The sequence below is a fragment of the Winogradskyella sp. J14-2 genome (assembly GCF_001971725.1).
Taxonomy (GTDB): Bacteria; Bacteroidota; Bacteroidia; order Flavobacteriales; family Flavobacteriaceae; genus Winogradskyella.
On the sequence record NZ_CP019388.1, the window covers coordinates 3,051,599 to 3,069,234 of the forward strand.

Sequence of the window (17,636 nt, forward strand, 5' to 3'; positions counted from 1 at the left end):
TAAATTTAAATATTATGAAGAATTCTAAAAAACGAATTTCTAGAGCCATAGGTACAATGGTTATAGTATGTGCGTTGTTTATGTCTACGGACATAAACGCACAAGGACCTCCAGGAGGAGCGACTGATACACAGGATGTTCCCTTAGATGGTGGCCTAATTGCCTTGGTAATTGGTGCTGCAGCGTTTGGAGTTAAAAAATTACGAGATAATTTGAAGTAACGTGATAAAGCTTAAGACATTATTAAGCGACATTCCAACACCAATAAGGCTTTTTTTAGGAAAAGCCTTATTGTTTTTTGTTGTATGGAAGATCGTATATATAGGTTTTTTGTTGGAATCCAAGGTTTTAGACCATGCGCTTACAACACATATAGGCGATGCATGTGTTGAGATATTAAATAATTGGACTTCTATGTCTGGTTTTAGAGCTGTTAGAGAAGCAAAGACTTCTATTTATGAAGGCGAGTCTACAACAGAAATTGCTTCACTCATATTACATAACGATAGAAGAGTTTTATATATCGCGGACCTTTGTAATGGCTTAGAATTAATTGCATTGTACATTGGCTTTATTGTATGTATACCTTCTTCATTTTGGCGAAAAGTTAGATATATAATTATAGGTGTAATTATACTCGATTTAGTGAATATAGCTAGGTGTATAGGCCTAATTTATTTACAAGAGTACTATGAGTATTATTTTGATATTGCCCATAAATACATATTTAATGTTACTGTATATTCGGTTACCTTTTTATTATGGGTAATCTATACCAGAAAAATCCATTTAAATAATGAAACTTTACAAATCAGATAAGATTCGTTTTATAATGGGTCTTATTATTATTTTTATACTATATTCTTGTTACTATATATTTATTGCTGAGCATAGAGATACAGCAATGATACCAAGAAGGCTAAGGCATTTTATAAGTCTTCTATTTACGGTTGCAGTTTACTTTGCAGGAACTTTTCATTTGGGAAAACTCAAAGCAACTTGGATGTCAAAGTTTTGGCACATGGTACACATCAGTGGATTGTGCATAATAACTGGTATAGGATTGTTTGATTGGTTGTTTCTTGAAGGAAATACTATACCAAGACTTAGCATCTTTGCAAGGTCAATTCAAGAAATACTAATTTCACCTTTAATGTATTTAGCAATGGGCTTGCTGAATAATTTACTTATAAAACCTGCAAATTAATTTTTTATAGCAGTAAGTTCAGCAATCTTACATATAACTTCTACAGCTTTTTGCATACTTTCTACTGGGACATACTCATAGCGCCCATGAAAGTTATGGCCACCAGCAAAAATGTTAGGACATGGTAAACCCATGTAAGACAACTGCGAACCATCAGTACCACCTCTAATAGGTTTTATCAATGGTTTTATACCCAAAGAAATCATGGCTTCCTCAGCAATATCTACAATATGTTTTACAAGTTCTACCTTTTCTTTCATATTATAATATTGATCTTTGATTTCTATTTCGAAGATCTCGGCTTCGAACTTAGTATTTAAGTCAAACACAATTTTTTCCATGAGAGCTTTGCGAGCTTCGAATTTATCTTTATCATGATCTCTGATAATGTATTGAAGTAATGTTTCTTCAACTTTACCATCTATGTTATGCAAATGGAAAAAGCCTTCGTAACCTTCAGTATGTTCTGGTGTTTCTAGTCTTGGTAAAGCATTAATAAACTCGGTAGCATAGTACATGGCATTTACCATCTTGCCTTTGGCATAACCAGGATGTACAATCTTTCCTTTTACTTTTATCTTTGCAGATGCAGCATTAAAATTTTCGTACTCTAATTCACCTATTTGACTACCATCCATGGTATAGGCCCAATCAGCTTCAAATTTTTCAACATCAAATTTATGTGCACCTCTCCCTATTTCTTCATCTGGTGTAAAACCTACTTTAATCTCTCCGTGTTTTATTTCAGGATGATTAATAAGATACTCCATCGCTGTTACAATTTCTGTAATTCCTGCTTTATCATCAGCGCCTAAAAGCGTTGTGCCATCAGTTGTTATTAGAGTTTGGCCTTTGTAAAGCAATAGATCTTCAAAATAATCAGGCGATAGAATGATGTTTTCTTCAGCATTTAAAATAATATCCTTACCATCGTAATTTTCAACAATTTGTGGCTTAACATTAGCTCCTGTAAAATCTGGTGAAGTATCAAAATGCGATATAAAGCCAATAGTAGGCACATCATGATCTATGTTACTAGGTAAAGTTGCCATTATGTAGGCGTTATCGTCTATACTTACATCGCTCATACCAATAGCTTTTAGTTCTTCAACCAATTTATTAGCTAAATCCCATTGTTTTTTGGTACTTGGAGTAGTGGTAGAGTTTGGATCTGACTCTGTGTCTATAGTTACATAGCTTATAAAACGATCTATAATATGCTGCATGTTTTAATCTTTTTATGTATTAAAGCTTAAAAGTAATAACTGGTAATTTTGAATGGTTTACCAAGTCTTCAGAAATACTACCACCAAAGAAATGACTTAGACCGGTTCTACCATGCGTTATTATAGAAACAGCATCTGCGCTCTCTCTTTTAGCGTAGTTTAAAACACCATCTTCTACCATATGGTCTGCTGTGTAAGCGATATTTACATTTTTTGTGTTTAGCTTAGACAATTTTAAAAATTCTTCTACTTTTTCATTAATCTCGTCTGTGCTTAAGAAACTTAAGTTTGGAAGGTTAACATGCAATAATGTTACTTTATCTGCTAATTTATTTAGTGTTTCTAATGCATTTTTAACTGCAGATACACTTTCATCGCTAAAGTCACAACCAAGTACAACGTTATTAAAGTTAATAGAATCAGGTTTGGACTTAACGACTAAGACCGGAGTATCACTATAACGCACCACTTTTTCTGTATTAGAACCTGTAAATACTCCATCATGGTCACTATGACCTCTGGATCCCATGACAATTAGGTCTGCTTTTTCATGACTAGCAATTTCAGAAACTTCTTTTAGTACTTTATGATGCTTAATTACTGGTGTTACCGTAATATCCTCTAAATAAGATTTATCCAGGAATTTTTCGAATTCTTTATTGGTTACCATAAGCATAAATGCAGTTTCCTCACTTTTTTCAGCTCCTGATGTAGAAAAAATAGATTCGGACAATTCTAGCATGTGCATAACAATAAGCTCTGCATTGTGCTGCTTAGCTAGCATAGCGCCAGTTTCTAATGCGTATTCTGAATGTTGAGAGAAATCTACTGGAATTATAATTTTTTTCATGACTGTATTTGATTAGTTATTGCTCAAAGTTAATAATTTGAATGATTAAAAATAATGATAAATGACAGTTTATGTTTTAATTATTAATCGAAGCCAGAGCACACATAAGTTTGTTAAGATTATTATTTTTGTAATGCAAAATTATTTCCATGTATAAAGCTATTATAAGACCAATTCTGTTCTGGTTCGATCCAGAAAGAGTGCACCATTTTACATTTTCTTTAATAAGAACCATTTCAAAAGTACCAGGCTTTAAAAGTTTGTTTAAAAAGTTGTATTTAGTTGAAGATAAAAAGCTTGAGCGAGAGCTTTTTGGCTTAACCTTTAAAAATCCTGTTGGTCTTGCTGCAGGTTTTGATAAGGATGCAAAGCTCTATAATGAGCTTTCTAATTTTGGTTTTGGGTTTATTGAAATAGGTACACTAACACCAAAACCTCAAGATGGAAATCCTAAAAAACGTTTGTTTAGATTAAAAGAAGACTCAGCTATTATTAATAGAATGGGTTTTAATAATGGAGGAGTAGAAGAGGCAGTTGAGCGACTAAAAAAGAATAAAGGAGTATTAATTGGTGGTAATATTGGTAAGAATAAGATAACACCCAATGAAGATGCAGTAAAAGATTATAAAATTTGCTTTAATGCTTTGTTTGATTATGTAGACTATTTTGTGGTTAATGTAAGTTCACCAAATACCCCAAATCTAAGAGCGCTTCAAGATAAAGAACCATTAACTGAATTACTTAAAGCCTTGCAAGTACTTAATTTTCAGAAGCCAGAGAGTAAACCTATCTTATTAAAAATAGCTCCAGATCTTACAAACGAGCAATTAGATGATATTATTGATATTGTAAAAACTACTAAAATAGATGGAGTAATAGCTACGAATACAACTATTTCTCGTGAAGGTTTACAAAGCAAAAATAAATCTGAAATTGGAGGTATGAGTGGTAAACCTTTAAAATCGCGCTCAACAGAAGTGATTAAATATTTGGCTGAAAAAAGTAATAAGGCATTTCCTATTGTTGGTGTAGGAGGTATTCACTCCGCAGAAGATGCCTTAGAGAAATTAGAAGCTGGTGCCGATTTGGTACAGCTGTACACAGGTTTTATTTATGAAGGCCCAAAACTAGTTGCTTCTATAAACAAGGCTTTGCTTCATAAAGCTTAACTATTATTGGTTGCTGAAACGCTCATATCATTTGCAATAGCTGCTTCTGTTTTGGCAATTTCGCCAGGACCGGACAACATTTATGTGTTAGTACAAAGTATTACTAATGGCAAAGCTTATGGTTTGGCAACGGTTTGTGGTTTAATAACAGGTTGCATTATTCATACCACACTATTGGCATTTGGTGTTTCTGCAATTATAAAAGCAAATGAAGATTTGTTTTTTGGTATTAAAGTCTTAGGTGCATTGTATTTGTTGTATTTAGCTTACAAAGTTTTTAAATCAGATTCTCAATTAGATTTTGATTCTGAAACAGCTCCGAAAAAAAGCCTAAAAGCGCTTTTTGTACAAGGGTTTTTTATGAATGTTCTAAACCCTAAAGTTACCATTTTCTTTTTGGCATTTTTTCCTGGTTTTTTGTTTAGTGATTCTATGAGTACAATTTGGCAATTTTACATTTTAGGTGGTATTTTTATGTTAGTGTCTTTCATCATTTTTTCTACTATAGCTTTATTGGCAGGACAAATTAAATCTTATACCTTAAAACATAAAAAATCGGGAGTTGTGTTTCAATGGCTGCAGATCGTTGTCTTTATTGGTATAGCTGTATTTATTTTAGTCTGAAAAATGACACTATGAAATCGTTTTCGGAAACCGTATATTTGAGGCAATGAATACAGCGGTTAAACTTATAGAATGTCCTAGAGATGCCATGCAAGGCATCAAAGATTTTATTCCAACTGAAAAGAAAGTACAATACATACAATCCTTATTAAGGGTTGGTTTTGATACTATTGATTTTGGAAGTTTTGTGTCTCCAAAAGCCATTCCGCAGATGGTAGATACAGCCAAAGTTTTGTCGCTGTTAGATTTATCTGCCACCAAAAGCAAATTACTGGCCATCATTGCAAACACAAGAGGTGCGAATGATGCTTCAATCCATCCTGAAATTCAGTACTTAGGATTTCCATTTTCAATTTCTGAAAACTTTCAGATGCGTAATACGCACAAAACAATTGCACAATCTGTAGTCACACTTCAAGAAATATTAGAAATTGCAGGTAAAAGTGACAAAGAAGTAGTTGTGTATATTTCTATGGGTTTTGGCAACCCTTATGGCGATCCTTGGAATGTTGATATCGTAGGAGAGTGGACAGAACGCTTAGCAAAAATGGGAGTAAAAATTTTATCGCTAAGTGATACAATAGGAAGCTCTAATCCTGAGAATATTAATTATTTGTTTTCTAACCTTATTCCCAAATATCCTAAAATAGAATTTGGAGCACACTTACACACCACGCCAACTACATGGTTCGAAAAGATAGATGCTGCATACAAAGCTGGTTGCCGTCGTTTTGATGGAGCTATCCAAGGTTTTGGCGGTTGCCCAATGGCAAAGGATGATCTTACAGGTAATATGCCAACCGAAAAAATGTTATCTTATTTTACACAACAAAAAGCTCACGACTTAAATGCCATGAGCTTTGAGAGTGCTTATAATGAAGCGACTAAGATATTTTCAAAATACCATTAAATAAAAAAGCGCTACTCTAATAAAGCAACGCCTTTTAACAATCAACCAATTAAAAAAATTAATTAAAATCTAAATTCAAATCCTAGACTTCCACCAAAAGGATGTCCTGGCCTTAATCCTGCTGGTACTCTAGATACAGCATAAGTTTCGTCTAAAAGGTTAATGATATTTCCCGTTAGACTTAAGGTTTTAGAGAGATGGTATTTTCCAGAAAAATCGATAATAAAGCTCGATGCTACTTTTTCATCATTTGGTATAGTACCAGTACCAGCCAATGTTCTAAACTCACCATTGTACCGACCACTTAAATTTAACTCGTATTTTGCATGCTCTAATGATATAGAGGTGTTAAATTGGTGCATTGGTATATATGGTAATTGATCACCTTCATTTACTTCGCCCCATAAATCATTACTACTTCCAAAACTATTTAAAAACTCCGTATGTGTAAATGTATAAGCAAAGGTTACAGGTAATTTAAAACTGCTGTTGTTCTTAAGCACTTCATAATTCAATAATAACTCAAGGCCGCTAACTGCGACTTCACCTGCGTTAAACTGGTCTAAAGATCCGGTCCCTCCTGTGGCTGCTAAATCACTGCCCAAAAGATTGGAGTAATCGTTGTAGAAACCAACTACCTCACCACGGATACCACCAATTGTAAACCTTGAACCAAGCTCATAATTTATACTTTCTTCAGATTCTTCGCCTACAGAACTTCCTGGAGGTGAAAACCCTTTGTGCACACCGCCAAAAACAGAAATATTGTTAGAAAAGGAATAATTAAAGCCCATTCCTGGAATAAAAATATCTACTTTATTTTCTCTAAATGCCAATTCAGAACCTGTTCTATTAGGGTCATTATTACCAAAGTTTTCACGTTGCAATACAATATTTTCATAGCGTAAACCTGGTGTTAGGGTTAGGTTATTGTATTTTAGTTTATACATGGCATAAGCAGCAAAGGCTGTTGCGCTGCTAATTCGATTACCCTGAGCACCTCTTGGACCTAAGGATGTTCTCGTCATTTCTTGGTTGATTATGCTATAACCATCTTCCCATTGAAAACGGTCTTCCTCATCATAGTGATAGCGCACACCAACTTCTATATCATGAAACGTGTTTTCACCATACCAATGGTAATCAAACTTTGTTTGTAGACCTTTAGAATAATATACACGGTTATTTGCTTTTAAAAGAAGCGCATCTGCCGCAGAATCAACCTCTCCGCGTACAATTGCCATGTGGTCTGCAAATGTTGTCGGATCAGAAACTACTGTTGCTATACGTTGAGCATCACCATTAAAGACAACGTCATCTAATTTAAACCAATTTCGCGAAAACTTATTGTAATATCCATTAGTTGTAAGTCTAACGTTTTTACTAAAATCTAAAGTATGGGTAAGCATTAATTGCAATTGTTGAGCTGTCATCCTATCGTCTTGTGATGCAGCATATCTACTGTAAGGTGCTAGGTCAAAGTCTTCTTCGGTTAACCCTAAGTACGTTTCATTAGAGCGCTCATCATAGTAGTGAAATTTAGTTTCTAAGGCTTGTTTTAATCTGGCATCCTTATTACTATTAATTTTGAATTTTGCGGTTACTTCATTAATATCAAACCCTGTATTACTGTCGTCTGGTAGATTTTTGAATCCGTCAGAGCCAAAATTTAAATATTCAACTAAATAGCCAAAATTCTCTTTGCGGTCACCAACTCTAGCCAATAATTGCTGAGTGTTAAAAAGACCGTAGCTTGCCCTTACTTCGCCATTTAATTTATTAGGAATTTGAGCAGATATCATGTTAATGGCACCACCTGTTGTAAAAGGACCAAACTGTACCTGACTACTACCTTTTAAAATTTCAACAGCCTCCATGCGCCCAACAGACGGAAAGTAGTAGGCAGCAGGCGCGCTGTAGGGAGCTGGTGCTATAAGTACACCATCTTCCATTAACGATATTTTAGCACTTCGTTGAGGAGATGTTCCTCTAAGACTTATATTTGGGCGTAATCCAAAACCATCTTCCTCGTAGAAGGTAACACCTGGTACAGATCTTAGCGCTCGATTAATATCTGTGTAATTAAATTTCTTTAACTCTTTAGGCGATATGTAGTAGGCAGAACCAGTGCGATGTCTTGCTACATATTTACTACCAAAAATCTGATTAGAATTAATAATAACTTCATCTAATTTTTGAATGGAATCAAGAGGTTTTTCTTGTCTTTCTTTGTTTTGTGCATTTAATAAAATACTTGTAAAACCAAGTATTGATAGAGCTAATTTTAATTTCATTTATTTAGACTTATTAAATATAGGTTGTTAATCTGGCGCAAAATTACAACCTGTTTTTATTTTTTCAAACTTTATTTAGAATAAATAAAAATAAAATAATCATAAGTATTGATAAACAGTTTCTTAAGAAGGATCACTTTTTCTATATAAATTTTATTTAACTGTAAGTTGACATTTGCTCATTGAAAAAAACTGTATATTTGCATGCAATTATATCTTAATTGCATTATGACAGCACACGAAAACAAAATCTTAGGTGAGGGTCTTACCTATGATGACGTCCTTTTAGTTCCAGCTTTTTCTGAAGTTCTTCCTCGCGAAGTAAATATTGAAACAAAATTCACAAGAAATATTACCATTAATATCCCTGTAATATCCGCAGCAATGGATACTGTTACAGAGAGTAGAATGGCTATTGCAATGGCTCGCGAAGGTGGTATTGGTGTGCTTCATAAAAATATGACTATTGAGCAGCAGGCGACCAAGGTAAGACGTGTAAAGCGTGCTGAAAGTGGCATGATTATAGACCCGGTTACATTAACGACTCAAGCTACAGTAGCTGATGCCAAAAATGCTATGAAAGAGCATAGCATTGGCGGTATTCCTATTGTTGATTTCAACGGAAACTTAAAGGGAATTGTTACCAACCGTGATTTACGTTTTGAGCACAATAATGACAGACCTATTGTTGAAGTGATGACTGGTGAAAATTTGGTGACAGCACCTGTTGGTACCTCATTGAAAGATGCCGAAGCTATTCTACAAGAAAATAAAATTGAGAAATTACTCATTGTTGAAGGCGATAAACTCGCTGGTTTAATAACGTTTAGAGATATTACTAAAGTAACACAAAAGCCAATTGCCAATAAGGATTCTTACGGTAGGTTACGTGTTGCGGCTGCTATTGGAGTTACGGTAGATGCTATAGATAGAGCCGAAGCATTGGTAAATGCAAGTGTAGATGCCGTTGTTATTGATACAGCTCATGGACATACTAAAGGTGTGGTATCGGTTTTAAAAGAAATAAAATCTAAGTTTCCAAATCTCGAGGTTATCGTTGGAAACATTGCTACAGCAGAAGCCGCTAAATACTTGGTTGAAGCTGGTGCAGATGCTGTTAAAGTGGGTATTGGTCCAGGTTCTATTTGTACAACACGTGTGGTTGCTGGCGTTGGATTTCCGCAGTTCTCAGCTGTTCTAGAGGTTGCCGCAGCTATCAAAGGTTCTGGTGTACCTGTAATTGCAGATGGTGGAATTCGTTATACTGGCGATATACCAAAAGCTATTGCTGCTGGTGCTGATACGGTAATGTTAGGGTCATTGCTTGCAGGAACTAAAGAGAGTCCTGGTGAGACCATTATTTATGAAGGTCGTAAGTTTAAATCGTATCGTGGAATGGGTTCTGTTGAAGCTATGAAACAAGGTAGTAAGGATCGTTATTTCCAAGATGTTGAAGACGATATTAAGAAATTAGTGCCAGAAGGTATTGTTGGTCGTGTACCATACAAAGGCGAATTGTACGAAAGTATTCATCAATTTGTCGGCGGACTAAGAGCCGGAATGGGTTATTGTGGCGCAAAAGATATTGCAACCTTAAAAGAAACAGGCAGATTTGTAAAAATCACTGCCAGTGGAATCCACGAAAGTCATCCACACGATGTAACGATTACCAAGGAAGCACCTAACTATTCTAGATAGGATATTTATAAATTTTGTTTTAGTCATTTAAGGTCCAAATAAGCGCTTTCTCTTTAGTTGCTCTAAAAATAGTGCTATGTTCCTCGTTAGGCTCATCAGAGTACTTCCAAGTTAAATTTGATGGTGCATCGTTCTGCAATGCCATTTCAACTTTTTTGGTGTATTGCGAAATATCTTCTGTATTTGAGCCTGCAAACCATAGTTTTATGTCTTTTTCAGGAAGTTTGGTTAAAAGCGTATTTGCATTATTAGCTAAGTAATTGTTGTTCCACCAAAGCGAAGGATCCATAGCAATGTAAAAATCAAAAGTTTCTGGCTTTGTAAAAAAGGTTTCCATAACAAACAGTCCAGCAAGAGATTCTCCAATAATACCTTTTTTAGCTTTTGTTCTGTATCTGCTATTAATTTTTGGTGTTAATTCTTCAGAGATAAAAGCTCTAAAATCTTTTGCTCCATCTGTAATTGGGCAATATTGTTTATCGTCTTCGGCTTCAGAAGAACCCGTTAAATCTCTTCCCCTTTCAGTGTTTTCTATGCCAACTAAAATAAAAGGTGGTATTTTATTTTCTTCTAACAATTTAGCCAATGTATTGGCAATATGTGGAAAATCTTCCTTAATACCTCCATCTGGCATGTAAAGTACCGGGAAATGTTCTTTAGAGTTTTTGTAATTCTGTGGTGTCCAGATATTAATAACGCGATCTTCATTGACATACTTAGATGTTATTGTTAAGCTGTCGTGTTCTGGTATTGGGTCGTTATATATTGCACCTTGATTTTTACAACTTATAGATAGTATAACAAAAGCGGTTATTATAATTATTTTTTTCATTAGTACAGGTTTATTGTTCGATAAACTAATATTGATCAAATTTAGAATTTAGCCAAGCTTCTAACATCTCATTTTTATCTTCCTCGTTGTTGTAGTTGATGTTAACACCAAAATCAAATCCGTTAATCAACCTGCCATACATACGTTGGTTAAGGAGCACATCTCCATTAGGCTTGTAAAGTGTGACGGTAAAATAATGAAAACTTAAGCCATCTATATTTGCAATTTTTGTGGCTGTAGTATCTGTTTTAATACCTTTTTCGGTATATAAATCATATAGTAATACTTTAATTGAGGCATTATTTTCTTCCCATTCACCATCATATTCTACTTTAAAGGGTTCGGATGTGGATTGAAAAACATTAAATCTATTTTTTTGAAAATTCAAAAGTTGCTTTAACTCGCTATCGTCATATTCTAAACCAGTAGATTCTTTTATGATATCTAGACCTTTTTTAGAACGTCGGTTAAGAACACTTCTATGGGTAACATTCCAGCCATTTGGTATATTCATAGTCCAGGCGATTTCGTCGCTATGATACGTGTTTTCGGTTATTTTGCCTTCGTCAATTTGCTTGTTAGGATCAGATTTGCAAGATGATAATGTGATTAAGATTAATAGGACTACGAGTTTTATTTTCATGCTTTACGTTGATAGCTAAGTTTAAAATTAGTGAAAACCTACTTAATTTTTAAATAGAACAGTTGTAGAAGTATAAAAAACTGGCCCTCATTGCAGTAGCCAACAAACTATTAAAACAGGCTTTTGCTATTGTGAAATCAGGATTATCGTATGAATCTAAATATGCTATAAATTAAATCAATATTTGTTTGGATATCAGCTTAGTACATCCTTGTGGCTAGTTTTTTTCAGTTTTTAAAATATCTCTCAAGCTTTTTACTTTTCTTAAAACATCAGTTCAATTTTAAAAATTCATCTTTAACTACTTGTTTTAGCATTAATAAATCGGTAGGTGACCAAAATTTTGTCAAATCAATTTTTGATAATTTATCAACTTTGAAGTCGTCCATCTTCATTGAATTTGCAGGTCTGATTCTTACATCATTGCCCTTTTCATCAGGTGCAGTAAATCCATTTTGAATCAATTTTCGATAGTAATTTGAAAGTTCAATTTCAACTTTGTCATTATTCGGATAAATAGGTACTTCAAGTGCCGTGGCTAGACCAAGAGTGTTTATAACCTCACGTTCAATGTCGGCATCATCGCCTTCGATTACACTATCCAAAAGATGATGATATGATAGTTTTAATTCTTTCGTGTCAAGCATTGGACAGATATAATGAAAGACAGGAACTCTGTTCTTAATATCAAAGACCAATTCTCTAGTCATTTTCATTAAATCATAATTTGAACTAAAAGGATATTTTTCTTCTGAATTATTACGACTATTCCTCTTTTCGAGAAATTCTTCGAAATCAGAATCAACTGGACTTTCAAATCCTAGAGGATGTTTTTCCTCTTTTTTCCATTTTGAAAGTCTATCTTTTTTCTTCATTCGTTAGTTTCTTGGAATTAGTTACACAAATACGATGTAAATATTAACTATATCCACATTATATGTTTTCTGTTACAATTTACAGAAAATAAAAACCACTAATAAAGCTATTAGTGGTTTTTTTATAAATAGTATTCTGTCTTAAAATTACGGAGTAGGCGTTACCACACCAAGTGTATAAAGTTGTTCCATCGTTGGGCTTTCACTACCACCTGCTGGCTCTAAGGTGATACCAAAGGCCTGGCTTTCGTTGGCATTGGCAATGGTAAATATTTTATTGTCGTCGGTGTTAAAATCGTCAATAGTACCTAAACTCGTTGGTGTTAATGGGTTTAGTGTTAAAGACCACACTTGCCATACTTTACCTTCTGGTGCGTTTGGCAGACCTTCACCATCTAAGTAAATGGTATTGTCGGCTTTGTTCCAATACACTTTGGCATAGGTAGAAGCGTAGTCTCCTTGGCCACCTAAAGGTACCGCAATAACATCCTTGTCTCTAATGGCATCTAACAGATTTTTGGTAGCTGTAAGATCGCCTCTGGCTTCTTCAATCTGTATTTCGAGATATTGCTTTTCGGTAGAAACGGTTTGTAGCTCTTCTTCAACCTTGTTCTTATTGTTAAGGGTCCATAATAAACCACCAGCAAGTAAAACGGAGGCTGCCCAACCTGTGTAGGAAATCCAACTAGGTTTTCTTGGTTTTAAGTCTACAACTTTGGTGTCTGTGTTTAATTTTCCTTTAAACGATTCAAAATCTATAGCATGAGGTGATACCGCAGCAGTAAGTTTTACGATAGCTGCTTCTATTTCTAAAACTTCTTGTAATATTTCTGGGTGTTGTTGCATAAGCTCATAAACTTCCTGATTTTCTTTTTCAGAAAGCTTACCAGCTACGTAAAGCTCTAAAATACCCGATTCTATGTATGCTTTTATATCCATATTACAATACCATATCCCTTAATTGCTGAATACAGTTTCTATTTCTTGTTTTTACTGTGCCAATTGGCATATTTAACTCTTCTGAAGCTTCTTTTTGAGTAAATCCTTTAAAGTACAATAGTTCTATAACTTCTTTACATTTTTTACCTAGGCTAGTTACAAACTTTTTTATTCCGATAGCATCTGTGCTGTTATCTAAATTATCGTTGCTTGTTATTATATCTACGAAATAATCTGAGTTGAGGTTTTGCTTGGATTGTTTAAAGGCCTTAGACCGTGTTACATCTATAGCTGCGTTGCGTGCTATATTAAGTATCCACGTAAAAAAACGCCCTTTTTTTGAAGAATAGGTATCCGCCTTGTGCCATGCCTTTATAAAGACATCTTGCATAATTTCGTCGGCAATATCAGCATCTTTTACGATGTTATAAACTACACCATGTATGCTATCACTATACATCTCGTATAGTTTTTTGAACGCAACTTGGTTTTTAGACTGAAACTGCTGTACTAATGTTTCTAATTCCGTCATATGTGACTTGATTAGAGTTTTTGCAGACAAGGGGAAGTATTAGCACTGCAATAGCTCTAGCTATTTTATGGTTAGTGTTTGTTTTTATTAATTATTACTCTATGATGGCACCGCAACTGATTCTACTACCAGCTGCTCCAGATGGCTGTGATGTAAAGTCATCTGTTCCTTGGTGTACTATTATAGCTTTACCAATAATATTTTTGGTTGGGTCTTCGCAAGTTAGGCACCACTCATCTGTTGTAAATTTAATTTCTCCTTTACCATCGTCATCAACTTTAAAGTTCCCAATATCTCCTTTGTGATACCCTGTTTCTGATCCCCATTTACCATGCGGTTGGGCTGTCGGATTCCAATGTCCACCAGTAGATTTACCATCTGGTGATGAACAATCAGCAGACTCGTGTATATGTATGGCGTGTTCACCTTTATCTAAATCAGAAAGATAGGCCATCATAGTAACCTTACCATTTTCTTCAATAAACTTTATAGTGCCAGTTGCATTAGAACCACTCTTAGGATCTAACTTAATCTTCATTTCTGTTTTTTCTAGTTTTACAGTATTATCTTCTTCGGTTTCAATAGTTTCTTCTACTTCTTTCTTATTGTCCTTACAAGCTGTAGCAAAAACTATAGCAATTGCAAAAACGCTCAATTTAATATATTTCATAGTTGTTATTAGTTTTTAGTAAAGTTAAGGATATAAGCTTTCTGATGCAAATACAGTAACATTAATCTTTAAAAGAAAATAAAAAAAGGTATCCTGTCTACTTGATAGGTTTACATATGCACTTACCTCGTTTAAGGATTTAAGATACTATTTCTAATGTTTTAGCCATTGGCATTTAGTTGTTAATTAAACCATTATATGACAAAAATCATATTTTATACAGTCGCTTCAGAGTAATTTTGATTTTAGACAAAAGTTAGTATGTGTCAAAAGTTAGTAAATAAATACAATGTGGCAGGTCCACGTTATACCAGCTATCCTACGGTTCCGTATTGGAATGCTGAGACATTTTCATTGCAACAATGGAAACAAGTTTTAAAGCAATCCTTTGATGAGTCTAATACAGAAGAAGGGATAAGTTTGTACTTGCACCTGCCATTTTGTGAAAGCCTCTGCACATTTTGCGGATGCCACAAACGTATTACCAAAAGGCACGAAGTAGAGTTGCCATACATAAAGGCAGTTTTAAAAGAATGGCAGTTGTACCGAGAATTATTAGGTACAAAACCAAAAATAAAAGAATTGCATCTTGGTGGAGGTACACCTACATTTTTCTCACCAGAAAATTTAAGCTTTCTTATTACGGAATTACTTAGAGTGTCTGACCTTGCTAAAGATTATGAGTTTTCGTTTGAAGGACATCCAAATAACACTACCCAAGCGCATTTGCAGGCACTGTACGAATTAGGGTTTAGACGCGTGAGTTTTGGAGTTCAGGATTATAATCTGAAAGTTCAGAAGGCGATAAACCGTATTCAACCTTTTGAAAATGTAAAACGTGCTACGGAAACAGCTAGAAAAATTGGTTACACATCTGTTGGACACGATATTATCTTTGGTTTACCGTTTCAAACGGAAATAGATGTCATAGAGACCATTCAAAAAACAAAAGCCTTAATGCCAGATCGCATTGCGTTTTATAGTTATGCACATGTGCCATGGATTAAAGGAAATGGACAAAGAGGCTTTAAAGATGAAGATTTACCAACTGCCGAGTCTAAGCGTAGACAGTACGAAACTGGTAAATCGCTTTTAGAAAAAATAGGCTATACCGAAATAGGTATGGATCATTTTGCATTAAAAACTGATGGACTTTACAAAGCCATGCAAAACGAAACCATGCATCGCAACTTTATGGGTTATACAGCCTCTAAAACACAAGCTATGATTGGCTTGGGTGTATCATCTATAAGCGATAGTTGGTATGGCTTTGCGCAAAATGTAAAGTCTATTGAAGAATATTACAACATATTAGAAAATAATATTATACCAGTTTACAGAGGGCATATTTTGAATGAAGAGGACTTAAAAATTAGAAAGCATATTCTCAATTTAATGTGTCACTTTAAAACCTCATGGAAACAACCGGAAGAAGTATTTGAAGAATTGCCAGAAATACTTATAAAACTAAAAGAACTAGAGCAAGACGGTTTAATTGAATTTGAAAGAAAGCAGATAACCGTAACTGAAAAAGGGAAACCTTTTATAAGAAATGTTTGTATGGCCTTTGATTTGCTGTTGCAACGCAAAAAGCCAGATACCCAACTATTTTCAATGACCATCTAAACACTAAAACCATGAAAAAAATTATTGTACCTATAGATTTTTCAGAGCATTCGGAATTTGCTTTGGAAGCGGCTGCGAACTTAGCTCAGAAGTTTGGTTCGGAACTTATAGTATTACACATGTTAGAACTATCTAATGCTATATTAACGGCTAATGGGAACTCTATTAATGAAGAAGCTGTTTTCTATCTAAAATTAGCGGAACAGAAATTTGATGCTTTTCTAGACAGACCTTACTTAGAAGGTATTAAAATTACACCGATTGTAAAGCATTTTAAGGTTTGGAGTGAGGTGAACGATGTTGCCAATGCACATAATGCTAACCTTATCGTTATGGGTTCGCATGGTGCTAGTGGAGTAAAGGAAGTACTCGTTGGTTCTAATACGGAGAAAGTAGTTCGCCATGCGGATATCCCAGTTTTAGTAATCAAACACAACCCAATATTATTAGATTTTGAAAATGGTGTATTTGCAAGTGATTTTACGGATGAGGCCATTACACCTTACCTCAATGCAAGAAAAACCTTTAAAAAAATAGGCGCGACTATGCACTTAGTGTATGTAAACTCACCAGATGGTAATTTTAGAAGTTCTACAGAAATAGATAAGCGTATATCCTTATTCCTTAAAAAAGCAGATGGTGATTTAGATAATCTTGAAAATGTTCATGTGGTATCAGATTATTCAATAGAAAAAGGCATTTTAAATTTCGCCAATACTATTGGTGCAGATCTTATTGCTGTAGCCACTCATGGCAGAAAAGGCTTGGCACATTTCTTTGAAGGTAGCATTTCAGAAGACATTGCCAATCATTCTACGTTACCAGTAATGACCTTTAAAATATAGTTCTTGATGTTTATTAGTTAGTGTTATTAATATCAAGTTAAAACGCCAAAGACGAGGGCTTTGGCGTTTTTTTATGCGTTTGTTTTTCGATAAAATTAAAAACGATATCCTATTCTTAGGTGTAGGTTAACAGCCACACCATTTTCATCTTCAAAGAGAAAAACATTATCTTTTTTGAATAAGTGGTAATAACCGATACCTATACCTGTTTCATAAGTGAAATGTTTGCCAACATTACGACGAATTCCCCAAGTTGGTATAATAGTAATGTCAGAAATGAAGACGGTATTTGCAGGTAAAGATCCTAAAACCAAATCTGGATGATAGGTAGTTTTTATTGAAACAAAATTTCCACTATTCCCATCAATACGTCTCTTTTTAGTCACTCTTTTACTTAGGTTGTAGTACCATCTTGGTTCTAGAGTTATTGCTGGTACCATGATAAAACTTTGTGAGCCAACAAAATTTTCCCCAAAAATGGCAGCATCCAAGCCTAGTTCACTTCTAAGTGCAATAGCGTTAGATAATTTAGACTCATTATGAGCCCAAACACCTAAAAAGCCGGTTTGAATTCCAAATGTAGATTTTTCTACACTTGCATTTTGTGCAGCTATTTCAAATACTGAAAGGGTGAAGACTAAGGCTAGAAGAAATTGTTTCATATTACAATTGATTGATGTTTTAATATTGCAATAA

At 34.4% G+C, this 17,636-nt stretch carries 19 protein-coding genes and 1 pseudogene; 10 read left to right on the top strand and 10 right to left on the bottom strand.

The window, feature by feature from the left end; all coding sequences use genetic code 11:
• The first annotated feature begins 14 nt into the window (after positions 1-14).
• From BWZ20_RS13740 to BWZ20_RS13750, 3 genes are read left to right on the top strand one after another with little or no spacing between them, the layout of a single operon-like run.
• Positions 15-221 carry a PID-CTERM protein-sorting domain-containing protein gene (locus tag BWZ20_RS13740; RefSeq protein WP_076620760.1) on the top strand — a complete coding sequence of 69 codons (207 nt, stop codon included), beginning with the start codon at positions 15-17 and terminating at the stop codon, positions 219-221.
• Between the two features lies 1 nt (position 222).
• Positions 223-819 carry an archaeosortase/exosortase family protein gene (locus BWZ20_RS13745; RefSeq protein WP_076620762.1) on the top strand — a complete coding sequence of 199 codons (597 nt, stop codon included), beginning with the start codon at positions 223-225 and terminating at the stop codon, positions 817-819.
• A complete protein-coding gene (locus tag BWZ20_RS13750; RefSeq protein WP_076620764.1) occupies positions 797-1,207 on the top strand; it encodes a hypothetical protein in 411 nt (136 codons plus the stop codon). Before BWZ20_RS13745 ends, BWZ20_RS13750 begins: the two co-directional genes overlap by 23 nt.
• Here the strand turns inward: BWZ20_RS13750 and pepT are convergent.
• Positions 1,204-2,433: a peptidase T gene (gene pepT / locus BWZ20_RS13755; protein ID WP_076620766.1), complete on the bottom strand. Its 1,230-nt coding sequence runs from the start codon at positions 2,431-2,433 to the stop codon at positions 1,204-1,206. The genes BWZ20_RS13750 and pepT overlap by 4 nt on opposite strands.
• 19 nt (positions 2,434-2,452) lie before the next feature.
• Positions 2,453-3,283, bottom strand: a complete 831-nt coding sequence (locus tag BWZ20_RS13760) for a universal stress protein (RefSeq protein ID WP_076620768.1) — start codon at positions 3,281-3,283, stop codon at positions 2,453-2,455.
• A 149-nt stretch (positions 3,284-3,432) separates the two neighbouring features.
• Here BWZ20_RS13760 and BWZ20_RS13765 point away from each other — a divergent pair, with 149 nt between their 5' ends.
• Genes BWZ20_RS13765 through BWZ20_RS13775 form a run of 3 tightly spaced genes read left to right on the top strand, consistent with a single transcriptional unit; the run spans position 3,433 to position 5,986 of the window.
• Positions 3,433-4,452: a quinone-dependent dihydroorotate dehydrogenase gene (locus BWZ20_RS13765; protein ID WP_076620769.1), complete on the top strand. Its 1,020-nt coding sequence runs from the start codon at positions 3,433-3,435 to the stop codon at positions 4,450-4,452.
• 6 nt (positions 4,453-4,458) lie between these two features.
• On the top strand, positions 4,459-5,076 hold the full coding sequence (locus BWZ20_RS13770; protein WP_076620770.1) for a LysE family translocator: 618 nt from the start codon (positions 4,459-4,461) through the stop codon (positions 5,074-5,076).
• 46 nt (positions 5,077-5,122) lie between these two features.
• Positions 5,123-5,986 (top strand): hydroxymethylglutaryl-CoA lyase, encoded by an 864-nt coding sequence (locus BWZ20_RS13775; protein WP_076620771.1) that lies wholly within the window; start codon positions 5,123-5,125, stop codon positions 5,984-5,986.
• A 62-nt stretch (positions 5,987-6,048) separates the two neighbouring features.
• On the opposite strand, the gene BWZ20_RS13780 is transcribed toward BWZ20_RS13775, so the two are convergent.
• Positions 6,049-8,280: a TonB-dependent receptor family protein gene (locus tag BWZ20_RS13780; RefSeq protein ID WP_076620772.1), complete on the bottom strand. Its 2,232-nt coding sequence runs from the start codon at positions 8,278-8,280 to the stop codon at positions 6,049-6,051.
• Between the two features lie 228 nt (positions 8,281-8,508).
• Here BWZ20_RS13780 and guaB point away from each other — a divergent pair, with 228 nt between their 5' ends.
• Complete coding sequence (guaB, locus tag BWZ20_RS13785) at positions 8,509-9,978, top strand: IMP dehydrogenase (RefSeq protein ID WP_076620773.1); 1,470 nt, start codon at positions 8,509-8,511, stop codon at positions 9,976-9,978.
• 19 nt (positions 9,979-9,997) lie between these two features.
• Here guaB and BWZ20_RS13790 read toward each other — a convergent pair whose 3' ends face one another.
• Both BWZ20_RS13790 and BWZ20_RS13795 read right to left on the bottom strand, forming a co-directional pair.
• Positions 9,998-10,810, bottom strand: coding sequence for an alpha/beta hydrolase (locus tag BWZ20_RS13790; RefSeq protein ID WP_076620774.1), 813 nt, complete (start codon positions 10,808-10,810; stop codon positions 9,998-10,000).
• Between the two features lie 25 nt (positions 10,811-10,835).
• On the bottom strand, positions 10,836-11,453 hold the full coding sequence (locus BWZ20_RS13795) for a hypothetical protein (protein WP_076620775.1): 618 nt from the start codon (positions 11,451-11,453) through the stop codon (positions 10,836-10,838).
• 68 nt (positions 11,454-11,521) lie between these two features.
• Between BWZ20_RS13795 and BWZ20_RS15515 the strand changes: the two are divergent.
• Positions 11,522-11,629: pseudogene (locus BWZ20_RS15515) on the top strand (IS110 family transposase); the annotation flags it as partial.
• Positions 11,630-11,725: 96 nt separating this feature from the next.
• On the opposite strand, the gene BWZ20_RS13800 reads toward BWZ20_RS15515, so the two are convergent.
• The 4 genes from BWZ20_RS13800 to BWZ20_RS13815 all read right to left on the bottom strand — a co-directional run bounded on the left by BWZ20_RS13800 (position 11,726) and on the right by BWZ20_RS13815 (position 14,469).
• Positions 11,726-12,328 (bottom strand): hypothetical protein, encoded by a 603-nt coding sequence (locus BWZ20_RS13800; RefSeq protein ID WP_076620776.1) that lies wholly within the window; start codon positions 12,326-12,328, stop codon positions 11,726-11,728.
• Positions 12,329-12,475: 147 nt separating this feature from the next.
• Positions 12,476-13,267: an anti-sigma factor domain-containing protein gene (locus BWZ20_RS13805; protein ID WP_076620777.1), complete on the bottom strand. Its 792-nt coding sequence runs from the start codon at positions 13,265-13,267 to the stop codon at positions 12,476-12,478.
• Between the two features lies 1 nt (position 13,268).
• The gene (locus BWZ20_RS13810) at positions 13,269-13,799 is read right to left on the bottom strand and encodes an RNA polymerase sigma factor (RefSeq protein ID WP_076620778.1); all 531 of its coding nucleotides are present in this window, start codon (positions 13,797-13,799) and stop codon (positions 13,269-13,271) included.
• A gap of 94 nt (positions 13,800-13,893) precedes the next feature.
• On the bottom strand, positions 13,894-14,469 hold the full coding sequence (locus BWZ20_RS13815; RefSeq protein WP_076620779.1) for a superoxide dismutase family protein: 576 nt from the start codon (positions 14,467-14,469) through the stop codon (positions 13,894-13,896).
• A gap of 261 nt (positions 14,470-14,730) precedes the next feature.
• Here BWZ20_RS13815 and hemN point away from each other — a divergent pair, with 261 nt between their 5' ends.
• Together hemN and BWZ20_RS13825 are read left to right on the top strand one after the other, a co-directional pair.
• Positions 14,731-16,095, top strand: coding sequence for an oxygen-independent coproporphyrinogen III oxidase (hemN, locus tag BWZ20_RS13820; protein ID WP_076620781.1), 1,365 nt, complete (start codon positions 14,731-14,733; stop codon positions 16,093-16,095).
• Between the two features lie 11 nt (positions 16,096-16,106).
• Complete coding sequence (locus BWZ20_RS13825; RefSeq protein ID WP_076620783.1) at positions 16,107-16,940, top strand: universal stress protein; 834 nt, start codon at positions 16,107-16,109, stop codon at positions 16,938-16,940.
• Positions 16,941-17,035: 95 nt separating this feature from the next.
• Here the strand turns inward: BWZ20_RS13825 and BWZ20_RS13830 are convergent, their stop codons facing one another.
• Complete coding sequence (locus BWZ20_RS13830) at positions 17,036-17,602, bottom strand: hypothetical protein (protein ID WP_076620785.1); 567 nt, start codon at positions 17,600-17,602, stop codon at positions 17,036-17,038.
• Positions 17,603-17,636: the final 34 nt, after the last annotated feature.